The 26,383-nt window shown below is 51.6% G+C and carries 25 protein-coding genes; 17 read left to right on the top strand and 8 right to left on the bottom strand.

Going from position 1 to position 26,383, the window contains the following annotated elements; all coding sequences use genetic code 11:
* Both J3351_RS12785 and J3351_RS12780 read left to right on the top strand, forming a co-directional pair.
* Nucleotides 1-476, top strand: a 476-nt coding sequence (locus J3351_RS12785) for a hypothetical protein (protein ID WP_242699415.1), incomplete at its 5' end; no start/stop codon positions are given.
* An 83-nt stretch (nucleotides 477-559) separates the two neighbouring features.
* Nucleotides 560-2,197 carry a recombinase family protein gene (locus J3351_RS12780; RefSeq protein WP_242699414.1) on the top strand — a complete coding sequence of 546 codons (1,638 nt, stop codon included), beginning with the start codon at nucleotides 560-562 and terminating at the stop codon, nucleotides 2,195-2,197.
* Between the two features lie 149 nt (nucleotides 2,198-2,346).
* Here the strand turns inward: J3351_RS12780 and J3351_RS12775 are convergent, their stop codons facing one another.
* Together J3351_RS12775 and J3351_RS12770 are read right to left on the bottom strand one after the other, a co-directional pair.
* Nucleotides 2,347-4,470 carry a heavy metal translocating P-type ATPase gene (locus J3351_RS12775; protein WP_207697889.1) on the bottom strand — a complete coding sequence of 708 codons (2,124 nt, stop codon included), beginning with the start codon at nucleotides 4,468-4,470 and terminating at the stop codon, nucleotides 2,347-2,349.
* 73 nt (nucleotides 4,471-4,543) lie between these two features.
* Nucleotides 4,544-4,900, bottom strand: a complete 357-nt coding sequence (locus tag J3351_RS12770) for a helix-turn-helix transcriptional regulator (protein WP_015536701.1) — start codon at nucleotides 4,898-4,900, stop codon at nucleotides 4,544-4,546.
* 228 nt (nucleotides 4,901-5,128) lie between these two features.
* Here J3351_RS12770 and J3351_RS12765 point away from each other — a divergent pair, with 228 nt between their 5' ends.
* The 4 genes from J3351_RS12765 to J3351_RS12750 are packed head-to-tail and all read left to right on the top strand — an operon-like array spanning nucleotide 5,129 to nucleotide 8,431.
* The gene (locus J3351_RS12765; RefSeq protein ID WP_097771727.1) at nucleotides 5,129-5,656 is read left to right on the top strand and encodes a hypothetical protein; all 528 of its coding nucleotides are present in this window, start codon (nucleotides 5,129-5,131) and stop codon (nucleotides 5,654-5,656) included.
* Complete coding sequence (locus J3351_RS12760; protein WP_207697888.1) at nucleotides 5,644-6,183, top strand: pilus assembly protein PilX; 540 nt, start codon at nucleotides 5,644-5,646, stop codon at nucleotides 6,181-6,183. Before J3351_RS12765 ends, J3351_RS12760 begins: the two co-directional genes overlap by 13 nt.
* Nucleotides 6,156-7,733, top strand: a complete 1,578-nt coding sequence (locus J3351_RS12755; protein WP_307862863.1) for an FAD-binding protein — start codon at nucleotides 6,156-6,158, stop codon at nucleotides 7,731-7,733. The genes J3351_RS12760 and J3351_RS12755 overlap by 28 nt, the downstream gene beginning before the upstream one ends.
* The gene (locus J3351_RS12750) at nucleotides 7,730-8,431 is read left to right on the top strand and encodes a succinate dehydrogenase/fumarate reductase iron-sulfur subunit (RefSeq protein ID WP_207697886.1); all 702 of its coding nucleotides are present in this window, start codon (nucleotides 7,730-7,732) and stop codon (nucleotides 8,429-8,431) included. The genes J3351_RS12755 and J3351_RS12750 overlap by 4 nt, the downstream gene beginning before the upstream one ends.
* 44 nt (nucleotides 8,432-8,475) lie before the next feature.
* Here J3351_RS12750 and J3351_RS12745 read toward each other — a convergent pair whose 3' ends face one another.
* Nucleotides 8,476-8,727 carry a DUF6061 family protein gene (locus tag J3351_RS12745; RefSeq protein ID WP_097771731.1) on the bottom strand — a complete coding sequence of 84 codons (252 nt, stop codon included), beginning with the start codon at nucleotides 8,725-8,727 and terminating at the stop codon, nucleotides 8,476-8,478.
* 574 nt (nucleotides 8,728-9,301) lie between these two features.
* On the opposite strand from J3351_RS12745, the gene J3351_RS12740 reads away from it, so the two are divergent.
* Nucleotides 9,302-9,550, top strand: coding sequence for a DUF6061 family protein (locus J3351_RS12740; protein ID WP_055188999.1), 249 nt, complete (start codon nucleotides 9,302-9,304; stop codon nucleotides 9,548-9,550).
* Nucleotides 9,551-9,623: 73 nt separating this feature from the next.
* Here the strand turns inward: J3351_RS12740 and J3351_RS12735 are convergent, their stop codons facing one another.
* The 4 genes from J3351_RS12735 to J3351_RS12720 all read right to left on the bottom strand — a co-directional run bounded on the left by J3351_RS12735 (nucleotide 9,624) and on the right by J3351_RS12720 (nucleotide 14,487).
* A complete protein-coding gene (locus J3351_RS12735) occupies nucleotides 9,624-11,978 on the bottom strand; it encodes an FtsX-like permease family protein (protein WP_207697885.1) in 2,355 nt (784 codons plus the stop codon).
* Nucleotides 11,975-12,658, bottom strand: coding sequence for an ABC transporter ATP-binding protein (locus tag J3351_RS12730; RefSeq protein WP_147610143.1), 684 nt, complete (start codon nucleotides 12,656-12,658; stop codon nucleotides 11,975-11,977). The genes J3351_RS12735 and J3351_RS12730 overlap by 4 nt, the downstream gene beginning before the upstream one ends.
* A gap of 101 nt (nucleotides 12,659-12,759) precedes the next feature.
* Nucleotides 12,760-13,797, bottom strand: coding sequence for a cell wall metabolism sensor histidine kinase WalK (locus J3351_RS12725; RefSeq protein ID WP_207697884.1), 1,038 nt, complete (start codon nucleotides 13,795-13,797; stop codon nucleotides 12,760-12,762).
* 9 nt (nucleotides 13,798-13,806) lie between these two features.
* The gene (locus J3351_RS12720) at nucleotides 13,807-14,487 is read right to left on the bottom strand and encodes a response regulator transcription factor (RefSeq protein WP_112146629.1); all 681 of its coding nucleotides are present in this window, start codon (nucleotides 14,485-14,487) and stop codon (nucleotides 13,807-13,809) included.
* Nucleotides 14,488-15,487: 1,000 nt separating this feature from the next.
* Here J3351_RS12720 and J3351_RS12715 point away from each other — a divergent pair.
* The 7 genes from J3351_RS12715 to J3351_RS12685 all read left to right on the top strand — a co-directional run bounded on the left by J3351_RS12715 (nucleotide 15,488) and on the right by J3351_RS12685 (nucleotide 22,316).
* Nucleotides 15,488-15,934, top strand: coding sequence for a plasmid mobilization relaxosome protein MobC (locus J3351_RS12715; protein WP_177802469.1), 447 nt, complete (start codon nucleotides 15,488-15,490; stop codon nucleotides 15,932-15,934).
* The gene (locus tag J3351_RS12710) at nucleotides 15,897-17,459 is read left to right on the top strand and encodes a relaxase/mobilization nuclease domain-containing protein (protein ID WP_207697883.1); all 1,563 of its coding nucleotides are present in this window, start codon (nucleotides 15,897-15,899) and stop codon (nucleotides 17,457-17,459) included. Before J3351_RS12715 ends, J3351_RS12710 begins: the two co-directional genes overlap by 38 nt.
* Before the next feature lie 189 nt (nucleotides 17,460-17,648).
* Nucleotides 17,649-18,104, top strand: a complete 456-nt coding sequence (locus tag J3351_RS12705) for a CHC2 zinc finger domain-containing protein (RefSeq protein ID WP_005937055.1) — start codon at nucleotides 17,649-17,651, stop codon at nucleotides 18,102-18,104.
* On the top strand, nucleotides 18,067-19,413 hold the full coding sequence (locus J3351_RS12700; RefSeq protein WP_005937058.1) for a phage/plasmid primase, P4 family: 1,347 nt from the start codon (nucleotides 18,067-18,069) through the stop codon (nucleotides 19,411-19,413). The genes J3351_RS12705 and J3351_RS12700 overlap by 38 nt, the downstream gene beginning before the upstream one ends.
* Before the next feature lie 372 nt (nucleotides 19,414-19,785).
* The gene (locus J3351_RS12695) at nucleotides 19,786-20,091 is read left to right on the top strand and encodes a helix-turn-helix domain-containing protein (RefSeq protein WP_207697882.1); all 306 of its coding nucleotides are present in this window, start codon (nucleotides 19,786-19,788) and stop codon (nucleotides 20,089-20,091) included.
* 14 nt (nucleotides 20,092-20,105) lie between these two features.
* The gene (gene xerC / locus J3351_RS12690) at nucleotides 20,106-21,506 is read left to right on the top strand and encodes a tyrosine recombinase XerC (protein ID WP_097791242.1); all 1,401 of its coding nucleotides are present in this window, start codon (nucleotides 20,106-20,108) and stop codon (nucleotides 21,504-21,506) included.
* Nucleotides 21,507-22,121: 615 nt separating this feature from the next.
* The gene (locus J3351_RS12685) at nucleotides 22,122-22,316 is read left to right on the top strand and encodes a hypothetical protein (protein WP_097793638.1); all 195 of its coding nucleotides are present in this window, start codon (nucleotides 22,122-22,124) and stop codon (nucleotides 22,314-22,316) included.
* On the opposite strand, the gene J3351_RS12680 is transcribed toward J3351_RS12685, so the two are convergent.
* Entirely contained in the window at nucleotides 22,313-22,603 is a 291-nt protein-coding gene (locus J3351_RS12680) for a hypothetical protein (protein ID WP_207697881.1), read from the bottom strand. The two genes, J3351_RS12685 and J3351_RS12680, sit on opposite strands and share 4 nt — an antisense overlap.
* A 49-nt stretch (nucleotides 22,604-22,652) precedes the next feature.
* Here J3351_RS12680 and J3351_RS12675 point away from each other — a divergent pair, with 49 nt between their 5' ends.
* Genes J3351_RS12675 through J3351_RS12665 form a run of 3 tightly spaced genes read left to right on the top strand, consistent with a single transcriptional unit; the run spans nucleotide 22,653 to nucleotide 25,912 of the window.
* Nucleotides 22,653-23,831 (top strand): radical SAM protein, encoded by a 1,179-nt coding sequence (locus J3351_RS12675; protein WP_207697880.1) that lies wholly within the window; start codon nucleotides 22,653-22,655, stop codon nucleotides 23,829-23,831.
* Nucleotides 23,800-24,996, top strand: coding sequence for an MFS transporter (locus J3351_RS12670; protein ID WP_097778984.1), 1,197 nt, complete (start codon nucleotides 23,800-23,802; stop codon nucleotides 24,994-24,996). Before J3351_RS12675 ends, J3351_RS12670 begins: the two co-directional genes overlap by 32 nt.
* 31 nt (nucleotides 24,997-25,027) lie before the next feature.
* Entirely contained in the window at nucleotides 25,028-25,912 is an 885-nt protein-coding gene (locus J3351_RS12665) for a radical SAM protein (protein WP_097778983.1), read from the top strand.
* Nucleotides 25,913-26,383 lie beyond the last annotated feature (471 nt).

Raw genomic sequence — 26,383 nt, 5'->3', positions numbered from 1 at the left:
GAGGATGCACCATGAAAAAAGAGATCGAAGCCTTCGTCAACGCAGCCAACGAGCAGGAGTTGGAAGCCGCATGGAATAACCTCTCGGCAGAGGAACAGCGAGTTTTCGAGCAGCTCATGGAGGAAGACTCACCCGAAGATGCACTGGCATTTTTTGCCCAGCTGTATGACGATGCCCCGAAGGAGCAAGCCAGCGAAACCGTGAGCATCTCCGAAAACGAAATCTATTTCAAGCGGCAGCCCTTGACCGAAGAGCAGAAGAAGCACGGCTCCTATGTAGATGAGAACGGCAATCTCCATGTCAAGAACCTGTCTGCATTCTGGATTCCTGAACTGACCACCACGGAGAAAGTCGGTCACACCACCTACACCGTGACCGGCAGCTATGAGGGCAAGGAATCCTTTTTGAAGAAACTGGAGCGCATTGTTGCCAAGAACGCCCAGCAAAAATTTGAAGATGAGGGTGCAGACGAATGACAACTGCGTCCAATTCTGCTATACTTGATCCGGTAACCAATCCTGTACTGACAGTTGCTCCACAGAATAAGGAGGACACAACAATGTCTGGAGCAACGAATAAAATCACCGCACTTTACTGCCGACTGTCGCAAGAGGACGCACGGCTCGGCGAAAGCCTGTCCATTGAGAACCAGAAGGTCATCCTTCTGGAATACGCCAAAAAGAACCACTTCCCGAACCCGGTGTTCTTTGTGGATGATGGCTACTCCGGCACGAACTATGACCGTCCCGGCTTTCAGAGTATGCTGGTCGAGATCGAAGCAGGGCGTGTAGGAATCGTTATCACGAAGGATTTGTCCCGACTGGGGCGCAATTCTGCCTTGACTGGTCTGTACACCAACTTCACCTTTCCCCAGTATGGCGTTCGCTACATCGCCATTAACGACAACTACGACACCATTGACCCGAACAGCGTAAACAACGATTTTGCGGGCATTAAGAACTGGTTCAACGAGTTTTACGCCCGCGATACCAGCCGCAAGATTCGGGCCGTTCAGAAGGCCAAGGGAGAGCGTGGAGTACCGCTGACGGTTAATGTTCCGTACGGCTATGTAAAAGACCCGGAGAACCCGAAGCATTGGCTTGTTGACCCGGAAGCGGCTGCGATTGTGAAGCGCATCTTCTCCATGTGCATGGAGGGACGTGGGCCGACCCAAATTGCGAACCAACTGTGGGCAGATAAAGTTCTGACTCCTACCGCCTACAAGTTGAGCCATGGCCGGAGCACAAACGCACCTGCCCCGGAAGACCCTTATCGCTGGGATAAAAGAGCAGTAAGTTTGATTCTGGAACGCCGGGAGTACACTGGCTGCACAGTCAACTTCAAGACCTATACTAACTCTATCTGGGATAAAAAGAGACATCTGAATCCTGTGGAAAATCAGACTATCTTCCCGGATACACATGAGTGCATTATTGACGATGATGTGTTTGAAAAGGTTCAGGAGATTCGCAGCCAGCGTCACCGTATGACCCGAACAGGCAAGAGCAGCATTTTCTCCGGTATGGTCTACTGCGCTGACTGCGGTTCCAAGATGCAATATGGTTCGTCCAATAACAGGGACTTCAGTCAAGACTTCTTTGATTGCTCTCTGCACAAGAAGAACGGGAGCAAGTGCAAGGGACATTTCATCCGGGTAAAGGTTCTGGAAGGACGTGTGCTGAGTCATGTTCAGCGGGTGACGGACTACATTCTCCGTCATGAAGACTACTTCCGCAAGGTCATGGAGGAGCAGCTTCGTGTGGAAAGCACCGAAAAGCTGACCGTCCTGAAGAAGCAGCTTGCCCGGAATGAGAAGCGGATTGCAGACCTCAAACGGCTGTTCATGAAAATCTACGAGGATAACGCCAGCGGAAAGCTGAGCGATGAACGCTTTGACATGATGAGCCAGAGCTACGATGCCGAACAGAAGCATCTGGAAGAGGAAGCCCTCTCTATCCAACAGGAAATCGAAGTACAGGAACAGCAGATCGAGAATATTGAGAAGTTCGTCCAGAAAGCGCACAAATACGTTCATATTGAAGAACTCACCCCTTATGCTCTCCGTGAACTGGTGTCGGCCATCTATGTGGATGCCCCGGATAAGTCCAGCGGAAAGCGGGTGCAGCACATCCATATCAAGTACGATGGGCTGGGGTACATCCCTCTGGATGAACTGGAAGCAAAAGAAAAGGCGTGACCGAAGTCACGCCAAATCTTCCCCATTTAGGGAACTTTTGCAAATACTGTTTTATGGGAACTCTGCTCTGGGGAACTCCCTGCCTTACTTATCGTGTGTGGATTTTTGCAGGGTGCGTCCGGGTGGGCGCACCCTGTTTTTGTTTGTGCTTATTTCTTCAGAATCCGCATTGCGTTCAGAACAGCGATGATCGTGACACCCACATCACCGAACACGGCTTCCCACATACCGGCCATGCCGAGTGCGCCCAGAACAAGGAACACGCTCTTGATGCCAAGAGCAATCACGATGTTCTGCATCACAATCCGTTTCGTAGCCTTTGCAACATCAATGGCTTCTACAAGTTTCGATGGTTCATCTGTCATCAGAACAACATCCGCAGCTTCAATCGCGGCATCCGAGCCAAGACCTCCCATGGCAATGCCGACATCTGCACGGGCAAGAACAGGGGCATCGTTGATGCCATCGCCCACGAAGGCGAGTTTGCTGCCCTGCCGTTTCTGCTTATCCAGCATTTCCAGCTTTTCGACCTTCTGGTCGGGCAAGAGCTGTGCATAATACGCATCCAGACCAAGTTCGTCTGCCACCGACTTGCCGATTCGCTCATCATCGCCGGTAAGCATAACAGTTTTTTCCACGCCGATCTTTTTCAGCTCTGCGATTGCGCACTTGCTGTCCGGCTTCACTTCATCTGCGATCAGGATACAGCCTACATAGCTGCCATCCGCTGCTACATAGAACTTTGTTCCGGCTGCATCGCAAGCGGCATAGGCAATCTTTTCAGATTCCATCAGCTTACTGTTGCCAGCCAGCACCTTCTTTCCCTGCACCGTAACGCTGATGCCGTGTCCTGAGATTTCCTCAAAGCCAGAGAACTGCTTCTGGTCGATTGGCTTTCCATAAGTCGCAAGAATCGACTTTGCGATCGGGTGGTTGGAATAACTCTCTGCCTGTGCAGCATACTCCAATACCTGCTCTTTCTGGTATCCGGCTGCCGGAATGATATTTGCGACCTCAAAAACACCTTTTGTCAAGGTGCCGGTCTTATCAAAGACCACCACGCTCACTTTGTTCAGTGCCTCCAGATAGTTGCTGCCCTTTACCAGCACACCGCGCTTGGATGCAGCACCGATACCACCGAAGAAGGTCAGGGGAATGGAAATGACCAATGCACACGGGCAGGAAACGATCAGGAACACAAAACCTCTGCGCAGCCACTCAGACCAGCCGCCACCAAGGACGAGCGGCGGAATGATCGCCAACACAGCCGCCATTCCAACAACGACCGGCGTATAGTATCGTGCAAAGGTCGTGATGAAGTTCTCGGTGGGAGCTTTTCTTGCGGAGGCATTCTCCACAAGGTCAATGATCTTCGACACTGTGGATTCCCCGAAGCTCTTTGTGACTTTCAGCGTCAGCAAACCGCTCTGGTTGATGCAGCCGGACAGGGCTTCATCGCCTTTGCGGATGCTTTTCGGCACAGATTCGCCGGTCAGTGCCTTGGTGTCCAGCATGGATTCGCCATCCACAACGATGCCATCCAGCGGGATTTTTTCACCGGGTTTTACCACGATGATCTCGCCCACCGCAACGCTTTCCGGAGAAACGACCTGCAATACGCCATTCCGCTTGACGGTCGCCGAATCCGGACGGATGTCCATAAGGTCAGAGATGGACTTTCTGGAACGCTTTACCGCCAGCGACTGGAAAAACTCTCCGACCTGATAGAACAGCATGACTGCAACGGCTTCCGGGTATTCCCCGATGGCAAATGCGCCGATTGTGGAAACACTCATCAGGAAATGCTCGTCAAATACCTGTCCTCTGGTGATGTTTTTCACTGCTTGCCACACGACATCCCAACCAAGGATCACATACGCCACGATCAGAAATGCCAGTTCTGCTGGAGTCGGCAGCTTTGCGAACACGGTCAATGCCATACCGATTGCATAGACCGCAGCACCCACGGCAAGACGTATCGTGCGCTTCTTGTCCTCATCGTTATAGACCGCCGCTTTTTCTTCTTTTTTGACAGGTGCAGTGGCTTCCGGCTGCTTTTCCGACACCTCAACGTCCGGCTCGTGGCTGTGAACAATCGTGGTAACGGTATCCAGCAGGGAAGCAGCCACCGAGGTTCCTGCCTGAACGGTCAGCGTCTGGTTCATCAGATTCACGGTCGAAGAAGTCACGCCGTCCAGTTCACCGACTTCCTTCTCGATTTTTGCTGAGCAGTTCGGGCAGTCCAGACCTTTCAGGATGAATACTCTTTTCATTTTGACCTCCACTACGTTTTCTTAATTGTTCAATCGCTCAACTTAAAAGACAAAAAGATAATCGCTTGCGCGATCATCCTCTTAAATGCTCAAATCCCTTGTCGATGATCTCCTTTACATGATCATCCGCCAGCGAATAATACACGATCTGGGCCTCTCTGCGGAATTTGACCAGTCCGGCAAGCCGGAGTGCTTTCAGCTGGTGAGAGATTGCCGATTTGGTGACGCCCAGCAGAACCGCAAGGTCGCATACACACATCTCGCTCTGTTCCAGAGCATGAAGGATCTGCACTCTTGTGCCATCTCCGAACAGCTTGAAAAGCGATGCAAGCTGGATATAATCGTCTTTCGGCTGCATTTTGCCTTTTACATCGTTCACGATGTCCTCATGGATCACATCGCAATTACAGGTGTATAAAGAATTTGACATCAGACGTTCTCCTCGTTTTGTAGTTGAACAACCGTTCAATCATATTATATCTGCTTTTTCTCCGTTGTCAAGAGGAAAAGTTAGCATCTGCTTCCCGCGATTTGTCGTCTAACAGACCTTGACAGCCTCCTTATTTCGCATACAATATAGTTGAGTATTCATTCAACTGCTGCGTTCTGAGCAGAAGATTTTGTATTTGAACAACCATGCAATAAAAGAGGTCTATCTGTGAAACGAAAATTGATCACGCTGGTTCTGACATTGGGATTTCTTGCCGCGTTTGGCGTATTTATGCACTCACCGCCCTCTATTCTGGATGGGCTGACCGGTGCGACCCCGAAAGCGAAACGTGCCGCACAAATGGCCGCACCGCTGGAGGGTAACTATCTGTTCTGCATCAACCCTGAACTGGAATCGTTTTCTGATGCGGATTTCCGGAATGACCTGAAAGCATTTGTTTCCGGTGAGACAGAAGTCCTTTTCGATGCCGGACTGCCGCACATGACGCTTTCGGTCTGCAAAACAGACTATCCCTTGCTTCGCTATGCAACGGCTCTTTGTGAACGCCTGACCGCTGCCGGAGCAGATGTCACGTTGAAGCAGCACAGCGAAACCATGCTGCGTTCCCGTGCAATCAATGGGCGGTATCAACTGCTGCTGGTTTCAGAAAATATGCTTGATGCAACAGCATTGCCGGATGCAGACATCCTTCTGCTCTCCGCAGAAGAAATGGAGGACCCCTCATGCGAAAACTGAACACCATTCTCTCCGTTCTGCTACTTTTCATCTGTCTGCTTCATGGGCTGATGGGCAGTTTTATGTTGCTGGGCATCAGTTCCGGGGCAGGAAAGTTTCTGGCATGGATCGGCGTTGGCATTCTGGCGGCGCACACCGTCCTTGGGCTTTTGCTGACCGCACAGACATTCCGGGCTTCCCGGTCCGGCAGAAAACTCTACGGAAAGCAGAATGCTCTGTTCTGGGCAAGGCGCACCAGTGGGCTTGCTATTTTGCTCATGCTCTTTTTCCATATTGGCGTGTTCGGCAGAGTGCAGGACGGCGTATACATTCTGTTTCCGTTCACAACGGTCCGGCTGCTGACGCAGCTTTTACTGGTCGCTTCGGTATTTGTGCATCTTCTGCTCAATCTCCGGCCTCTTCTGGTATCGCTGGGCATTGTCCGGGATAAGGAACAGCGCGGCGACCTCTATCTGATTCTTTCTGTACTGGTGCTGTTTGCTGCCGGTTCGATCATTCTATATTATATTGGGTGGAACAACGTATGAAACACACTTTGGTGATCGTGGGTGCAGGACTGGCAGGACTTTCCGCTGCTTTGACTGCTGTGAAAAACGGCTGGACGGTAAAGCTGGTGTCCTCCCTTGCCTCCGAGAGGGCGCAGTCTGTTATGGCAGAGGGTGGAATCAATGCAGCCTTGAATACCAAGGGAGAGGAGGACAGCCCGGAGCAGCATTATGCAGACACCCTGACCGCCGCCTGCGGACTTGCTGACCCGAATGCAGTCTGGGGGATGACGCAGGCTGCGCCCGAACTGGTGCACAGTCTGCACCGTCTGGGAGTACAGTTCAACGTGACAGATGACGATGAACTCGACCTGCGGAATTTTGGCGGACAGAAGAAAAAGCGGACGGCCTTTGCACAAAGCGATACGGGAAAGCAACTGATGACCGCTCTGATCGATGCTGTGCGCCGGGAAGAAAGCGCAGGAACGGTCGAACGCTTTCCTCACCATAAGTTCCGCACCCTGCTGTTTTCCGGGAACATCTGCGGCGGCTGCACAGTGCAGGACACCTATACCGGCGAACTGCTGCGGTTTGTATGCGATGCCGTCCTGATTGCCACAGGCGGGCCGCATGGCTTATTCGGTGATACGACCGGCTCTCTTGCCAATACCGGAGAAGTCACCGCAGAACTGTTCCGTCTGGGTGTTCCGATGGCAAATCTTGAAATGATCCAGTACCACCCCACCACGGTCGAACAGGGCGGAAAACGGATGCTTCTGAGCGAGGCAGCCCGTGGTGAGGGCGGGCGGCTGCTTGCATTGCGGAACGGGAAGCCGTGGTATTTCATGGAAGAAAAATATCCAGAACTCGGCAACCTGATGCCGCGTGACATCACCGCGCGGGAAGTCTGGACGGTCAGCCGTGATTATGAGGTGTTCCTCGACATGACAGAACTCCCCAAGGAAGTCATGGAACATAAACTTGCCGGACTGGTGGATGATTGTCAGACCTATCTGCACAAAGATATTCGCAAAGAACCCATTCCAATTTTGCCGGGTATCCATTACTTTATGGGCGGCATTCAGGTGGACGAGCGGCACCGCACTTCGATGCGGAATCTGTACGCTGCCGGTGAATGCTGCGCTCAGTACCACGGCGCAAACCGTCTGGGTGGAAATTCCCTTCTGGGTGCGATCTATGGAGGGCAGATCGCTGCGGAAACTGCCTGTCAGGAAGCAGCTGGCTCCCCCAATATGCCCTGTGCCGAAGAACCCCTTCTGCCCGATCTTTCCCCGGATGCTCAAATGCAGATGAATCGTATTCTGCTGAACGCACTCGGTGTCGTGCGGGATACGCAGACATTGGAAACGGGCGTTCAGGAAATCCGCAAGTTGTCCGGCACACTTCCGCTTCTGGGTCGTGCCATGCTGGAAAGCGCCCTTGCCCGAAAAGAAAGCCGGGGCGCGCACTGGCGGGCAGATTATCCACAACGCAATGATGCCGTTTACTGCAAAACTACCGTGGCACACTGGAACGGGCAGCATATCGCCATCAGCTTTAAATCCATCCCGGAAAGGTGGTATGATTTATGAACTACACCATCCGAATCAAACGGCAGGAAAACCCGCAGGCTTCTCCCTGCTGGCAGGAGTTTACCTTTGAGGGAAGTGCGGACACCTCGATTGCTTCGGTGTTGAACGAGCTGAATCACCGCAGCCCTCTGTGTGAAAAGAACGGAACGGTCGTTTCCCCCATTGCGTGGGAATGCGGCTGCATGATACGCAAGTGCGGTGCCTGTGCCATGCGGATCAACGGTCTGCCTCGTCTTGCCTGTTCCGTTTTTCTGCGTGACTGCAAGGGAAGCGTTGTTACTCTGGAGCCTTTGAGCAAATTCCCGCTGGTGAAAGATCTGGTCGTAGACCGTTCCGTGATCTTTGAAGCACTGAAGCGGACAAAGCTGTGGCTGGAAGGAGATGCGTTCCAGACCAGCTATACGCACAGCCAGCGGTATCGATCTGCTAAGTGTCTGCTCTGTGGCTGCTGCTTGGAGGTCTGCCCGAACTTTGACCCGAACAGTGAATTTGCTGGAGCTGTTCTGCCCGTCAACGCTTACCGTATTCTGAACGAAGAACAGGATATTGCCCATCGGACAGAACTCGCAAATGCGTATCGTCAGCTTTATTTTGAAGGCTGCGGAAAATCTCTTGCGTGCCAGGACATCTGCCCAGCCGGAATCCCGGTCGAAGAACTGATGTCACGTTCCAATGCCGCAGCGGTCTGGAAGCGATAAAGTGTAAAAGGGTATGCGGTTTATAGCCGCATACCCTTTTATGCTTAATCTTCTAATCCGTGACTTCCCGCCACATTCTTCAGATACTCCTCTGGTTCGCCATTCAGAATCAAATCCGCGTAGCCCAGCGGGTCATTGTAGATGAGATAATCCAGTTCTGACCTCTGCGCCATGGTCACGTCCAATTCATCCTCGACCCCAGTGCAGTCAATGAAGATCATTCTCCCATCCCGAAGCAGCAGCTCCACGCAGCCGGTGTCCATGTTGAATTTGCAGGTTCTTTCATCGTACTTCATACTCGTGTCCTTTCCGCCTTACGGCACCTTTACAGTTGTGACTTTCGTGATACGGTCTTTCTTCTGATAAGGTTTCGGACACACAGCCGTCAGGGAAGAGCCGTTGTTCTCGTTTCCAAAGAAAACAAAAAATCCGAACCCCTCTCCTATTGAGAAAAGGTTCGGATTTTCATGGTTTGGTGCGATGGAAGGGACTCGAACCCCCGGCCTACTGATTCGTAGGAACCGAATGGCACATTTTGTCCATTTCATCATTTGACGGCAAATCGTCGTTTTAATCGAATTGCCGTTATTTTGCCGTTGTTATTCTATTGCATTCTTTGCATTGCTTGCACGTCTTTGCACCTGTTATCCATCCTTGCGATGTGCAGAAAATGTGCAAAAGTGTGCAGAGCCAAAATCAGCCCGGCAAAACAGGCTGTTTCGCACAGCCCCAAAAGCTGGATTTCAACGGTATTTATCGTGCATAATCTTCCAGTTTTATCCAAACAACAATCTTACATGACATATCGGTTCTATGGCAGGGTTTAGGACATCCGAACAGACACCGTTTGATATAGAAATGAGGTTCACCATGAACAAGCTGCTTTCCTGCCGCTTCAATATGGACACCAACCGGGTGGAAGCTCGGTTCGAGGATGGCACCACTCTTGCCATCGACTGCATCGCTGTGGAGGACGAGTACGGCAACACCCCGGCACAGCGGGCAGAGCTGGACTGGCTGCTCTATAACAAGCCCTTGGAGTACGTCCAGATGGTGCTGAGAGGGGAGATGGAGCGTTATCTGTCGCTTGGCTGTGACCACGGCAGACTGGAAGATTAAGCCCTTATAAAGAACACGATGCCCACCGACCTATGGTTTTCGCCATAAGCTGGTGGGCATCTGTTGTTCTGGCTTATAATTCACTGATGGTTGCAGTAATGGGCTGCATGAGGATTCGCCTGACCGGGGTATATACTGCCAGCACCACAGCCGCCAGCACGACTACGACAATCACGGCAAGACAGCCCCACGGCATCTGCCACGCTGCACCGAAATAATGGGTGATGAGCAGGATATACAGCTTCCGATTCAGCACAAGACCCAGCGCAATGCCCACCACAAGACCGGACACCGCATAGGTGCCAGCTTCGGCAGAGATCATGCGTTTCAGCTGTGCATCATCCATCCCGATGGCACACAGGATGCCATACTGCTTCATTCGTGCCGACACGCTCATGGAAATGCTGTTGACGATGTTCAGAATGGTGATTCCTGCAATCACGATGAGAAACGCATAGACCACCAGATGGAACGCCCAGTAGGTGCTTTGTATCATCCGATTTCCTTCGATTCGGTTGGAAAAAACAACCTGCTTGTTTAACGTGTCGCTCAGCAGGGTGTGTATTTGTGCAATGGCTGCGTCTGCTGTGGTATCTTTTAGTTGAATATCGATCACCGCATAGCGGTTTTGCCCGGTCAGCTGATGGAAGGTTTCTTCGGTGCAGATAACAATCGGGGAATCGGTACTACTGAACGGGCTGTCGTTCAATACACCTACGACTGTGAGCTTTGCATCCTCCAGCTGAATGGTATCGCCCACGGTCAGGGAGTTGCTTTTGTCGAATACCGTCAGCACAGGGTATGTGCCATCCTCCGGCTCCTGCGGAAGGGTTCCGCCAATCAGGTCTTTTTTCGCCCAGCCAAACTGTATCGTATCGTATGAAATCAGGTCGATGGACCCCTGTTTTCCCTGATATTCCGCCGGGAGCGGGCAATACATCCGCCCGAATGCGTGTTTGACTTCCGGCAGAGCATCCAGCTGCTCCACCAGCACCGGGTCAAGGACATTTTGCCCGGATGTTTCAGCCACCGATAAGTCCGGTGTGTAGGGCTGCAACGGATTCAGCGCAAATCCAACCCATCGAAGCAAAACCGAAAAGCTCAAAAACAGGAGAATGCTTAACGCAAAGGAACCTGTCATCAGAAGCAAGTTCTTTTTGGACGAGATTGCATGGCTCACGCCCAAAGAAAGCTCTGCACGACTTCCAAACAACCGAGCATGACACGGAGAATCCGCTGCATTTTCCACCGCATTCCCAGTTGCTGCTGTGATCGGAGAAGCTTTTGCCGCCCGCCGTGCCGGAGAAGATGCCGCGAACCAAACCGTGATAAGTCCCAGCGCGGAACCACAGATAATACCGACCGGGCTGATGCCAAGCACCGGTAAAGAGCTGAACTCCTCGCCGATAAATCCACGCAGAAAGGAACACAATCCCCATGTGGAAACGATTCCCAGCACACATCCTGCTGGAACAGCAGTTTTACACCAGAAAAGAGCTTCCAGCCGGACAAGCATCCGAACCTGATTTTTTCCTGCCCCAAGACAACGCAGCATTCCATAATAACTGGTACGCTGCGCTACATTGCTGTTGATGCTGCCTGTGATCATAAAAATTCCGGCAAGGACGACCATGCCAGCCAACACAGCCGCTACCGCATATAAGCCTACAATATAATCGTTGTTGCTGCTTGCGTTCAACGCCATCAGGTAAGTATTTTCGGAGATTTTTTCTTCTGAAATTCCGTACTTGTTTTCGATGTTCACAATGGACTGCCGCAAATTGGTACGTGGCTTGAACTGGATGAAATACTGTGTTTCAAAGGATTCTTCTACCTGTGCGGCAATCTGAGAAAATGTACTGCGGTTCATCACCAGCACAACAGCATCATACTGGTTCGCATCGGAGGTATCCTCATTGAAACCTGCGACAGTAAGTGAAATGGTCTGTCCATCCGGGAGCGTCAGCGGAATCGCTGTACCGACCGTAACATCCAGCCAATCCCGGATGTTTGCTGTCACGAGCACTTCGCCATCCGCCGGGGCAGTGCTGCACTGCATTCCCGGAAAGATTTGAAGGATTGCATCATCTGCTCCTACCAGTGCGGCACGTTTATCTCCGGCAAAGTAGTTTTCCGTAAGGGAAGCGTTGATGTCGCTATACGCCGAAAATGCAGCAACATCCTCCTGTGCGGCAAGCTCTGCGGCTGTTTCAGGGGAGATGTCCTTTACCATGATGTGCCAGTTTCCGTTTTTGTTCAGCTGGTTTGAGGTTTCCATCCGAATCGCCATATCTGCCATACTGAACACCGCCGTGACCAGAAACACCGCAAGGACGATACACAGGATGGTCATGCGGTTCTGCCGTCTGCGTACCTTGGCAGAAATCGGGATCAGGCTCAGATAGCTTTTCATTTCTGTGCTGCTCATTCCCGGCACCTCCCAAAATCGGTCAGGCAGCCGTCCGATACCTGCAACACCCGGTCTGCCGTCTGCGCAATGCTGCGGTTGTGGGTGATCATCAGGATGGTCTGCTCGTATTTCCGGGATGTTTCTTTTAGCAGGGCAATGACCTCGCTGGTGTTCTGGGTGTCCAGATTGCCGGTCGGCTCATCCGCCAAAATCAGGGAAGGGCGGGTCATCAGGGCGCGGCCGATGGCTACCCGTTGCTGCTGCCCACCAGAAAGCTGGCTTGGCAGATGCTTCCGACGGTCTTTCAGATTCAGCACGGTCAGCAGTTCTTCCAGATATGCCCTGTCCGGCTTTTGGTAGTCCAGCAGCACCGGGAACAGGATGTTCTGTTCTACGGTCAGTTCCGGGATGAGGTTGAATGCCTGAAAGATAAAACCGATATTACGGCGGCGGAAGATCGTCAGCTTCCGGTCTTTCATGGCAAAAACATCCTTGCCATCAATCAGCACCTTGCCGGAAGTCGGCGTATCCAGTCCGCCAATCAGGTTGAGCAGGGTGCTTTTGCCGGAGCCGGATTCACCAACGACCGCCACATATTCGCCTTTCGGCACTGAAAAGCTAACATCTTTCAGCGCATGGACAGCGGTTTCTCCGCTGCCGTAGGTCTTGCAGAGATGGTTGACTTCTAATAGTTCCATAGTGTATCCCTCACTTTGCAGGTTCCTTCGATTCAGACGGATGATCTCTGTCTGTGCAGAAAAGGATAACACGTCAACCTTACTGCAAGCCTACACGCAGCCTACAATTTTGTAGGAATCGGAAAATTCAGAGTAAAGGTCGTGCCCTTTCCCAGCTCGCTGTCTACTTCAATGGTGCCGTGATGGGCTTCCACAACGGCTTTTGCCAGCGGCAGACCCAGCCCGATGCCCTGTGTATCCTGTGAAAAGCGGCTGCGATAAAACCGTTTGAAGATATGGTACAAATCTTCCGGGTGGATGCCACTGCCGTTGTCGCGCACTTTGATCTGAACCATGGACGGCAGTGCATTCCACTCTACCTGAATCGTATCTCCGCTCTTTGTGTGGTCAAGGGCATTCTTTACAAGATTGTCCACAGCTTCCTGCATCCAGTCACGGTCGCACCAAAGTGTAACCGCCTCTGAGCCAGACAGAACGAGCTTTTTCTGTTCCTGCTCTGCACGATAGTGATACTGCCGCGCGATGTCCTGCACCATTTCAGCAACATTTTCGTTTTTCTTCTCCAAGACGACCGAACCGGCATCCAGCCGGGTGATTTTGAGCAGATTCTGCACCAGCGTTTCGATGCGGTCCAACTCCTGTTCGGACAGGTCTGCAAACTCTTTGACCTCCGACGGCGAAACAACTTCGTCCTGAAGCAGACCGTTGTAGATATTCAACGCCGCCAGCGGTGTTTTGAGCTGGTGCGAAATATCTGCAATGGTATTTTTCAAAAAACGCTTCTCCCGCTGCTCGTTGTCTGCGTGTGCGCTCAGAACTGCCGCCAATGCATTAACGGAGTGAAACAGACGGTAAAGTTCTCCCTCCCGGTCGCAGTCCAGTCGTGCATCCGGGTTACCATCCAGACAGCTTTGGATTTGCTGGACTGCCTGTTCCAGAAGCGCGCTCTGCCTTTGGAAATAGCGAAAAAGCACGCCCCAGAGACAGCCGCCCAGCAGCAGAAAAACCAACAGTAACCCGAAAGAAAATACATGCGTTGTATGCCATACGATGCCCTGCGTGAGAGCCAATGCCACCGCCCAGACCGCCAGCACTGTCCGGAACAAAATCCGGATCTCCCGGTTTGCGAATACTTTCATACGGCACCTTTACCCATTCCATTTATAGCCCATGCCGCGGACAGTCAGCAGCATCTGCGGTTTGCCGGGGTCGTCCTCGATCTTCATCCGCAGCCGCCGGATGTACACTGTTAAGGCACTGCTGTCAATGTAATCCCCATCGCAGTCCCACAGTGCATCCAGAATTTGTTCCTTGGATAGCACGGCATTCGGATGCTGCATAAAGAAGCAGAGCAGCTTGTACTCTGCGCCGGTCAGTTCCAGCAAGACTCCGTTTTTGTATGCCTGCCCCTGCAACAGCCGGACGGTGATGCTGCCCGATTCCAGTACGGGTTCTCCTGCGCTGGACGCATTTGCACGGCGAAGCAGTGCATTGACCCGTGACAACAGGACACCCAGCTTGAACGGCTTGGTCAGGTAATCATCCCCGCCCAGTTCCAGCCCCATGATGATATTCATTTCCTCATCCGAAGCAGTCAGGAACAGAATCGGCACGTTGGATGTGCGCCGCACCTTCTGGCAGAAATCGAAGCCAGAGCCATCCGGCAGGGAAACATCCAGCACCAGCAGGTCATATTTTCTGTCTGACCACAGCACCTCGGCTTCTGCCAGCGTCCGGGCTGTATCCAGTGCAAAGCCCTGTTTCTTGAATGCAAAGGTCAGCCCACTGATCAGGCTCAGATCATCTTCCAAAAGGAACAGTTTTCTCATGATTCCCTCTCTTTTCTGCATTTTGTGTGTCCTACAGGTTCAAAAGCATTATAAGTTTTTTCTGCGAACATTACAATGTGCGAAACGGAAATTGTTTCTTGCCGTGTGTTAAATATAAGTCCTACTATCACCGCTTTACTGCAATAAAATTTGCAAAACCATCTTGACGCGCTCCGCAATCCATGATACCCTTTATCGCAAATCCCACCAATTTTGTAGAAAAGTACAGAACGGCGAGGATTTATTCCCCATGAAGATTTTTACCGCCCCGCAACACACCCGATCTATTTTGCCGCCGTTTCACCCGACAAAATCATCGCTGCGCTGCGTGGGCGGTATTTTTCTTTTTCACAAATAAAATCTTATGTAGTTGTTCAATCTTCCAAAATTTGTTTTTGGTTGTTGACTGTACAACTGCAAAGTGTTATTCTTGTGCTTGAAAGAAGCAGGTTGTAGTGTCCACACTGCGTCCGGCTTTCTTCATACTGTACCTTGAATCTTACATAAGCCGTCTGAACGAGATACTGCGCCATGACCTCACACTTTCTGTGGGCGAGCCGGACAACGCCGCTGCAAAACAGGGGCAGGAACTGCGTTCGGTGTGAACGGTGACCATGAGCAGGGGCTTTGCCTTTTCAAACGTTTTGCTCTGCAAAATTTTCAACGTGCATTGCGGTTCGACTTCTGAAATTTTCAGTGTTGCACGGAAAGGGCGAAAGCAAGTATCGACCTGTGGCCACAAATTTTCAATGCTTGAAAAATTGCTGTCCACATAGTCTAGCACTTGTCGGAGTGAGACTCCTCCATTTGCTACGCAAACCGTGCTGCCACTCGAAAGCCCCACTGGGGCTTTCGTTGCTGCGCAACCGTGGTCTTGTTGGGGAGTGCCTTCCCCAAACCCTGCTCTAGCTTCGCACCGTTGGTGCGAATGCGGCGTGTCGCATTACATAGCCCTCTCCATCCCGGAGCGGGCATTTATCATTTTCACAGGAGGTCGAATATGACTGAAATGAAAAGTCCGAACGTACACGCAAAGAAGAACCGCAATGACACGCCGCGAAAACGAAAGACACACATCATCAAGGTCAGAGTGACCGCAGAGGAAAAACTGCGGATCGCATACGCCTGCAAAGAACTCCACCTCACCCAATCCGAACTCGTCCGCCGCGTCCTGTACGGCGTGAACGTCAAGCACACCGTTGTGGTGGCGCAGGGCGGCGAGGATGCACTGGCGGCGCTTGCCGCCTTGTCTGCTCAGTGCAGCAAGGTGGGAAGCAACCTCAACCAGCTTGCACGGCACTTCAACTCCGGCGGCAAAGACACCGAGCAGCTCCGGGCGCAAATTCTGGAGGAACTGTCCGCACTCACGAACTTTCGGCTGAAAGCCGAAGAAACGGTTGGTGAACTGTATGGCAACCATCAAGCATTTAAGCTCGAAGAACTCTAACTATGCCGCCGCCGAAAGCTATCTCACCTTTCAGCACAACGAGTACACCGGTCTGCCCATTCTGGATGAGAAGGGCAGACCCAAGCTACGGGATTCGTACCTGCTCGACACCCTTGAGTGCGGCGAATCTTCGTTTGCTATGGCCTGCCTGATTGCCAACCGCAAGTACTGCAAGAACGGCGGGCGGGAGGACGTGAAGACCCATCACTACATTGTGAGCTTCGACCCGAAGGACGCAGTAGAGAACGGCCTGACCATGGAGAAGGCACAAGCCCTTGGCTTGCAGTTCTGCAAGGACAACTTCCCCGGTCATCCCGCCATCGTCTGCACCCACCCGGACGGCCACAACAGTGCCGGGAATATCCACGTCCACATCGTCATCGGCAGCTTGCGCGTCCGCACCGTGGAACGGCAGCCCTTCATGGACAAGCCGTGCGACTGGGAAGCGGGCAAGAAGCATCGCTGCACCTCTGCCATGCTCCGGCACCTTCGTGTCGCAGTCATGGAAATGTGCGAGCAAGCCGACCTGAACCAGATCAATCTGCTGGAAGCCCAAGGCGACCATGTTTCGGAGCGCGAGTATTGGGCGCAGCGGCGCGGACAACGCCGCCTCGACTATGCCAACGCCAAACTTGCCGCCGAAGGGCAGCAACCCACCCAGACCGTCTACCAGACCGAGCTGGACAAGCTGCGAAAGCAGATCTACTCCGTGCTGAACAAGACCACCACCTTCGAGGAATTTTCTGCATTGCTCATGCAGGAACACGGCATCGCCGTGAAGGAAAGCCGAGGCCGGTTGAGCTACTGCCCGCCCGGCCGGACAAAGTTCATCACCGCCAAGAAACTGAGCAAGAAGCTGGAAAAAGAACAGGTGCTGACCGCCCTCTCCCAGAACATCCAGCTTGCCGCCATCATCCAGCCCGCCAGCGAACAGAAGCCGGATAAGATCAGGAAACTGGTTGACATTCAGGCGAACGTTGCTGCGGGCAAGGGCATCGGCTATGAGCGTTGGGCGAAAAAGTTCAACCTCAAACGCTGGTCGCAGACCTTGTGTCTCCTGCAGGAGAAGAAGCTGCTCAGCGAAGATGCCCTGCACCAGCGCATTGCCGAACTGCAAACCCAGCACGACGATGCACTGGCGGTGGTCAAAGACTTGGATGCCCGCATGGTCTCCCTCAAGGAGCTGCGCGGGCATCTTGTGGTCTATCGGCAGTACAAGCCTCTTGCACAGAAGCTCCAGACTGTGCGGAATCCCGCCAAGTTCAAGGAGCAGCACCGTGCAGAGTTTGCTGTGTACGAGGCCGCTTGCGCCTATTTCAAGGCCAACGGGCTCAGGACGCTGCCGGACCTCAAAAAACTGGATGCCGAATACCAGACCCTTTCCTCGGAGAAAAACGGTTTCTACACCCGCTACAAGAAAGCGCAGATCGAACTGCGTGAACTCCGCACCGCACAACAGAACGTGGAAGCCTTCTTCCGCAAGGAGGAGCGCAACCACGCCGTACCGCAGCAGGAGGTCAAATGAACAACACTCTGACGGATCGATGTGTGAATAAACCCAACCTCACCCACGCCCCTCACCGGGCTTCGTCCTTTCGCCTGTACCCCAACCATTGGGACGGAGGGTAGCACCTCTGTCTTTTCGGACGTAAAAAACGCCATCTCGACCCGACAGGCAGCGGAGCTGTACGGCTTCGCTGTAAACCGGAACGGCATGATGTGCTGCCCCTTCCACGGGGATAAACACCCCAGCATGAAGGTGGACAGCCGTTTCCACTGTTTCGCCTGTCAGGCGGATGGCGATGTGATCGATTTTGTCGGCAGACTTTTTCAACTTTCTCCCTATAAGGCTGTGGAAAAGTTGAAGAACGATTTCGGCATGGCACTTGCCGACGGCAAGGTGCGGCTTGCTCCTCGCAGACCGCCCACCGTCCGGCAGCAGCTGCTGGACTATTACCGCTGTCTGCAGCGTTGGCGGGTCCGATATGCACCGCAGTCACCCACAGAAGAACTTCACCCCTGCTTTCTTGAAGCGATAAAGAACCTTGACATCGTTGAATATTATCTGGACTGTTCGGTGCTCCCGGACCCGCAGACCGAAAACGAGCTACGGAAGTATTGGGAGGGATTGCATGAGCGACTGGAAAAAGAGGAACGACGATTGGCGTGATGAGGACGAACTGGAAGAAGAGGAAGAATGCGAATGCCCTTGGGTAGACAGCAAGGGCAAAGTGCGTGAAACCGCTTACTGCCAGTACCTTTTAGAGAAGCACCCCATGATGTGCCTGAAACAGAAGCTGTTCGACCAGAACGGCGAGGTAGACGAGGACGCACTGCTCTACGAAGTCCACAGCGACCTCCGTGACTTTGTGCTCGATAACCTTGCCAAGAAGGAGAAGCAGGTTCTGGACGCACTCCGTATCGAAACCTATACCCCTGAATGGAAACCCCAGCTTGACCGCATCCATCTCCAGAACGGAACCTACTTTCTGGACGAGCGGGGCTTTGTGCCGGAAAAGGAACTCTGCCTGAACCGGCTCCCCGTGGAATACCAGCCCGATGCCCCCGCACCGACCAAGTGGCTGGAATTTTTGGACGGTCTGCTCATCCCGGAGGACATTCTGACCTTGCAGGAATACCTTGGCTATCTCCTGATCCCGTCTACCAAGGCGCAGAAGATGCTGGTCATGACCGGCAAGGGCGGCGAGGGAAAATCCCGCATCGGCTTGCTGCTGAAGAAGCTGTTCGGGGAAGCCTCTCACTCCGAATCCATCCTCCGCATCGAAACGAACCGCTTTGCCAGTGCAAATCTGGAGTATAAGCTGGTCATGGTCGATGACGATCTGAACATGGTGGCTTTGCCCGAAACACGGAACATCAAGTCCATCGTCACCGCTGAAGACCGTTTGTGCATCGAGCGGAAAAACAAGCAGGCTGTCCAAGGCCTGCTGTACGTTCGTTTCATCTGCTTCGGCAATGGCAACCTTGTGGCTGCTCACGATGACAGCGACGGCTTCTGGCGTAGACAGATTCTCATCACGGTGAAAGACCGTGACCCTGCCCGGGTGGATAATCCCTTCCTCATCGAAGAGCTGTCCGAGGAGCGTCCCGGCATCCTGCTGTGGATGCTGGAGGGGTTACACCGTCTGCTGGCGAACCGCTATCAGTTCACCATCAGCGAGCGCTCCATCCAGAACCTCGAAGCAGCCATGGCGGATAGCGACAACCTGACCCAGTTCATGCAGGCAACGGCGTATGTCCGCTTCAAGCCCGACACCGAGGAACGCTCCACCTATCTCTACCGCGCCTACACCAAGTGGTGCGAGGATAATCTGGAATCACCTGTTCCGCAAAAGAAGTTCAGCCAGTTCCTGCTGAAAAATGCGGGGAAGTATGGCCTGACCTTCTCCAAGCACATCGAGGGAAAGTACCGCGGCTTCCGGGGCGTATGCGTCCACCCCGCCTTTGCTGCGGCATAAAACACACGAAAAGTGAAAAACTCCCGCCCTACGCGCCCTAAAGCCATGGTTTTGACTTGTTATCGCTGTTTTCTCCGGGCGCGTATCTGCCCTTTCCGGGCGGATGCAGGGCGGCAACACGCCCTTCGGGGCGGGAGAGAAACCAGGATGCGCCCCAAGAGGGCGCGTCCATCCCAGCCATGCGCCCTGTAAAATTCACACAGAAAGGTACTTTTGTGTGGTTTGGGGCGCGTGGGGCGCGTAAATTCAAGTTCTCGCACTTTTTTGGGCTGCTGCTTCGGGTCAGGAGCGGCAGGCCCTTACATATTAGCCAGCCCACAAGGGTGCAGTTCAACCGGAGCTGTGCCGGGTCTGGAGAAGTGCAAAGGAGACATGCCTATGACGAATGTCCGCAAAAATTCCGCTAAACTGACCCGTGAGGACTTGAAAATCGCGCCCGAATCCCCTACAATGAAATTGTCCAAAACCCCTGCCGTAGAACCTTCTGACCAGACCAGAAAAACCGTCCGACACGCCCCGCTTGTCTACCGGGTGGAGGAGATTGCCCAGCTTTTGGCGATCTCCAACCGTGCTGCGTACAATCTGTGCAACACCACGAAAGATTTCAAGGTGATCCGCCTCGGTACCAGCATCCGGGTAAGCAAGCAGAGCTTCGACGATTGGTTTGCAGCGGTCTGAGGGAGGGAACATCTATGGCATCTATTATGAAACGTGGCAACACGTATTCCGTCCGATACAACTACAAAGATCATGCTGGCAAGCCCTGCAAGGGCTGGGAAACTTTCAAGACCAAGGCCGAAGCGCAGGAGCGCAAGATCACGGTGGAGAAGGAACTGCTGGACGGCACCTTCCTCGTGCCCGACACCATGACGGTCGAGGAGATGCTGTACAAGTGGATCCCCATTCAGTCCAGCAAACACAAGTGGTCTCCCAAGACCTACACCCAATCTGTGGCGATGGTGCAGAACCTCATCGTGCCGTATATCGGAAAGCGGAAGGTGCAAGACCTCCGCACCTACGACATCGAGCAGTTCTACGCCACCCTGAGCCAGACCCCTTGCGGCCAGTACGTTCACGGCGAAAAGCAGGAGCTGACGGAAAATCAGAAGAAGCGGCTGTTATCCAGCACGTCCATTCACGAAGTCCACACGCTCCTGAAAACTGCCTTTTCGTATGCCGTTGACTGGGATCTGATCCACAAGTCACCTACTCCCCGTGAAGCCCCCAAGATCAACACCGAAGAACGCACCATCTGGGATGAGCGCACCATGTTGGCGGCGCTGCAGACCATCGAGAACCCTGCCCTGCATCTGGCGGTGCACATGAGCATGATCCTCTCCTTGCGAGAGGGTGAGATCCTCGGCTTACAGCCGAGTGATCTGGACTTTGACGCAGCAGACGGACGGGGAACCATCTCGGTGAACAAAGCCCTGCAGCGTGCCGACAAGGTCGCCTTGTCCAAGATCGACCCTACCCAGATCTACCACACCTTCCCGGACAGACGGGAGGGGAGCAAGTCCTCGCTGATCCTTAAGCGGACCAAGACCAAAAAGTCCAACCGCATCCTGTACATGACCAAGCCCTTGAAAGAGGAGCTTCTGGCATGGCTGGAAAAGATGAAGCAGGACGAGCAGAGCGCCCCGGAAAAGTACAGCAACTGCGGTCAGCTGTTCCGCTTACCAGACGGCTTACCCATTGCCCCGGACGTTCTGACCAAGTGGTATCGTATGTGGCGGGCAGAGCACCCGGAGTTTGAGAAGATCGTGTTCCACGGTCTGCGCCACTCCAGTGCCACCTACCAGCTGCTGCAATCTGGCGGTGACTTCAAGTCGGTGCAGGGCAACACCGGCCATGCAACCGCCACCGTCCTGATGGACACCTACGCTCACACGCAGGACAAACCCCGGTTGGAGTTGACCGAGAAGATCGAAGCCGACTTCTACACGCAGGATGTGGCCGGTGCAAAGCCGCAGGAACCCCCGGAAAACAAAACGCCGGTGGCAACAAAAATCACGGGTAAAATGATCCTTGAAGCCATCCGGCAGATGGACGCAGAGGAGCGCCGCGAGCTGACGCGGGTACTCTTCGCGTAAAATTCTCTTTTTTGTGCAGCGAAATACACGCTGTGCAAGCGATGCAAAGAGTTCATGGCTTTTTTGTAAAGTGTGCAGGAGATGTGCAAAAGTGTGCAACCTCTTCCAGAAAAACAAAAAAGCCATGAAATCTTTCGATTTCACGGCATTTTCTGGTGCGATGGAAGGGACTCGAACCCCCGGCCTACTGATTCGTAGCGCAAGTCAGGGGTAATTCCTCCATTATGCCGCCTGCCGTAAAACATAAAATTTTATCGATAATAAGTAATTTATCCGAATTCATGTTTCACGTCCACTGGTAAATTTTGCACCTGTTGTCAACCATTGTACAGGGTGAAACCGTGCAGATTCCGTGCAGAAACCGTGCAGGACAATTTTAGAAACTCGGAAGCAATTCACACACAAATGACTTGACGGCATTGTTTTGGGTGGCCATCCTCTTATTTTAGTACTTGCTGCATCACAAGCCGATTGGAAAGCATCTGATCTTATTCTCAGGAAAACCCATCGTTTTATGTTAGAAAAAAGCAACACGACACGATATGGTCTGTACTGCCTTGTAGTGGTATCCTTTTGCCAACACCAAAACAACATAAAACGAAAGGAAAATAAATTATGAAACGTCTTTTTACTCTGATTACTTCTATTGTTCTGGCCACCAGTCTGCTGGCTGTCCCCTGCTTTGCCGCTGAACCTGAAGACTTGCCCACGCCTCAGACTGGCGTGACCGAAACAGAACAGCCCGAAGACCCGGACGAATCGGGTATGCAGTTATATGACGCGTTTCCGGGGGGCGGTGAAGCTCTTTAAGTTTCAAATTCCATGCCCAGATATTCTTTTGCTTCCTTTTTGGTAATTTCCAATCCTTCCTGGTATTCGATGACCTGGCACAGATAATAGCATTTACGATAGAGATCCGCGCTTTTTTTGTCATCTCCCATGAAATGAGCGCATTCAGCTTGGATTTCAAGACAATGTGGTAAATATTGATAGTGCCCATATTTGAGGCAAGCCTTCCTGCCTTCTTCTGCACATTCTGCGCTATCCTCGTAGCGACCGCACAAATCCAGAACACGGGCATAATTAAAATAAACCATCTCAAAAGATCTCCTCCACCATGGTGTGAGCGAAGAAGTATACCACAAAATGCTGGATAGCGATGAAACCGACTCAAACAAGTCAAGCGAAGAAGTCACTTTCATCTTAACAATTACGTATAAATGCAACATGCACTGTACTTACTGCTATCAGCAAAACGATAAAACCTTGGAAAAGAAACTTATCAGTGATGAAACTCTGGATAAAATTTTAAGTATCATTGCACAGTATATGGAAGCAAATCCGAACAAGACCGTTCGACTGGGTTTATTTGGTGGCGAACCCTTGCTGATCGAGAATGAGAAAGTAATTGATAAAATTCTCCAATTTTGCAAAGAGCACAAAACCACTGTTCATATCACCACAAACGGAAGTTTCCTTTCGTATTATTTGAAGAAATTTATCATCAATCGTCGCTTCATCAGCGGTATTTATCCCACAATCGACAGTATGGCGTTAAATTATATGACGCGATACGATCTTGATCCGAGCCGGAACAATACAAATGAAACTTTCAAACTCCTGTGCTGTATTAAGACACTTCTGCATTACGGCATCCATGTGGACTTAGGAACCAATATCGATAGGCACAATCATAAAGAAATCTGGAATACACTGGATGACTTGAAGAAGTTACAGCTTTTGCAGGATAAAAACTTTGCGTGGACTATTGGTCGAGTAGATGATCGTTTGTATGAAACAAATTTCCCTGACATCATGATGGAAAGTGAGATTCTCGCTGAGCTTCAAAGCAAGCCTCTCCCGGACAATGTTCACGCGGCATTTTTAAAGACCTGCTATAACTTTGCCGACAAAATGGGCCTAAAGTTGAATTTGCGGGAGCATAAACAAACACATAGTTATTGTTGGAGCACTTCGTCATCCAGTAATGTTTTTTATGTTGATATGAATCTGAAAACATATCGTTGTACTTGCACAGTTGGTAGATCTAGGTACAGCCTTTTTGATTTTTCCTATGAAAATTTAACAAATTATCGGCCCGTCGCTGTAACCTGCAATTCTTATGCGGAGTGTAAGGATTGTAAAATCGGTGGCTTCTGCGGTGGCGGATGTCAGCTGTCCCACCAAATCGATTTCAAAAAGTGCTGTACATATGAAGAAGAAGTTTTTTCTCACTTCATGAAAACACTGTTTATTCCTTATATTAAATCCAAATATAACGAGGTGAATCAAAATGAACGCAAAGCTGAAAACAGATGCACTTGACCTTACCTCTCTGCTCAATGGGCTGGTGTTTTTCTCCCCAGTCTCTCTACTGGTACGAACCACTGCAGGAATCTCTCTCAGCCAATTCTTCATTTTGCAAGCAATTATGGCTACTATGGTCCTCCTCACAGAGATTCCTCTCGGAAAGCTGACCGATCGCATTGGCTATAAATCCACGTTGGTACTATACCAGATCGCGCTGCTCATTTCGAGAACCTGCCTCTTGCTGGCTCATGTAAGCTGCAATTATAGTCTGTTTATTTTACAGGCTATCCTCGAAGGCACAGCGGCTTCCTTTTCTTCTGGGACGCAGAGCGGCTATATTTATATTATGTTTTCAAAGGAACATTACGCTGAAAAATCTGCACATGTCGCCAATTATGGAACTGTCGGATTTTTTGCCAGTACCCTAGCTTATGCGGTCCTGTACACGCTGATTGGCATCAAGGGTCTGCTTCTGGCAACGATTGCCGCAAACCTTGTTGCTGTCTTTACCTCTTTAAAAATCCCCAAGGAAACAGTGCAGCCCAGAAGTGAAACGCGCCAAAAGAAAAACATTCCCTATCCGCAGTTGTTTCAGCAGAAAAAGATATGGATGCTTCTAATGATTTTGGCAGCTTTGAACATTGGCCGCATTCTGATCAATTTCTTCTATGCGGAGAAGCTGCAGTTGTGCGGGATCAATGAAACCTGGCTCGCCGCAATTATTATGGGTTATTCTGCAATTCAGTTGCTGTCCGAACGGATTCTCGCCCGTACCAAGCCTGAACACTATAATCAAATGATGGCACTGTTTTTCATTCTGAGTGGAATAGCCCTTGGTGTGTTGGGCTTGGTCAATGTGCCGGTTTGGACTATCCTATTTATGCTGATCCTTCCGCTTTTTTTGGATATTCCATCCTATCTGCTGGGAGAAGTCCAAAACAGCATTGTAGATGCTGCCGGCAGGGAAGACAATCGCGCCGAGCTGCTTTCCGTCTTCAACATGGGCGTCAATGTTACTGAAATTTTTTATCTGTTTGGCTCATCACTACTGGTGAGCGCCGGGTCAACGGCTTGTTTTGTCATCCTCGGTGCTTTTATGACCGTAGTTGGAATTGGCATCTGTCTTTCTGTGAAGAGCGCATGGTTGCTTTCACTTCAAGAAAAAAAGAACGGCAACTAATTTTAGTCTACAATATCAAGAGGGCTTATATATGATGTCTGGATACATCTCCGATTGCCTAGGAGAAAATTTCAGTTGTATTCAACCCAAGCCAATATTACCTCAAAAATTCAATTGGGATGTCTTCATGGCCACACTGATTCCTACTGAAGGGTGTAATTTTCAGTGTTCATACTGCCACAAAAACCACCCGGCAGCCAGTATGACCCGTGACACACTGGATCAGATCGAAGAGTATATCACTGCGCAGGCCCCACGGCATAAGCAGGTTGTGCTTGCATGGCTTGGAGGCGAACCGATCCTTTGCAAAGACACTGTATTGGAAGTCTCTGAAATGATTCAGAACTTGCAGAAACAGCATGGCTTTCAGTATACTGCCAAGATGACCACCAATGGTTATCTGCTGGACGAAAAGCTGTTCCGTCAGTTTTGTCAGGCAGGAATTACCAGCTACCAAATTACACTTGATGGTTGGAACCATGACAAGACTCGGCCCCATGTATCTGGCAAAGGAACCCTGCGGACCATCATTGACAATCTGGTCGCTCTTTCCAAGTTGCCCCCGGAAGAGTACTCCTTCCATATCACGCTACGCCGTAATCTTCTGGCCGGCGATGAGGACTACAGTTGGTACGATTACCTTTACCGTTTGTTTGGACAGGATAAACGCTTCGATGTACTTGTTTGTGCAGTTGGTGACTGGGGCGGCAAAGGCTCCCACGATCTGTCACCCCTTCACCAGGATACTCAAGAGGTGTTGGTTGCGAAGCATATTGCATATCTGGATAAAATCGGGATGCTGCGTTATAATCAAATGTACTGTGTCTCCCGTCCAAATCGTCTTGTATTCTGGCCCGACGGGAAAATTGGAAAATGTACTGCGGCTCTTAACCGTCCTCAACCCCAGTTAGAATGAAGCCGTTCAAAAAAGACGGTATGATCGATCCAGAAGTTCAGCATCTTTAGATGTCTTCTGCCCTGAAACCTGATTGCTGTGGCAACCAGAATGTTTTGGTGATAAGCGCAAAGCTCAGTTCGATCATGTGTACGAGTTGACGCCCGCATCTGCTATTGCCTGAAGCCGGGAGGCAACGCGATAGCCGGAAGAATCCAAAGAAACCGCGCCGGGGTTTCGTGGCACACGACTTTGGTTACAAAGTCTAGTGTGTTACACCTTGGTTCCGGCTGATGCGGAAAAGGGACTGTGAGCAGCTCCGGCAAGCACCTATTCTGCGGCAGAAGGATGCGCGGATGGGGATGGGCAGCTAATGGTTTCTGCCCACCCAGCGCAGGCTTGCAGAGGAACCAATGGTGTACGTTCTCCTTCCTGCCGCAGCAGCGTTTTTCCCTATAAGCCGCAAGGTAAATAATCAGCGTCTGTATTTGC

Source organism: Faecalibacterium sp. Marseille-Q0746 (genome assembly GCF_017377595.1).
In the GTDB taxonomy this organism is placed as follows: Bacteria; Bacillota; Clostridia; order Oscillospirales; family Ruminococcaceae; genus Faecalibacterium; species Faecalibacterium duncaniae.
Note: the sequence above shows the minus strand (reverse complement) of the source record. Positions and strands in the feature narration are given on the sequence as shown.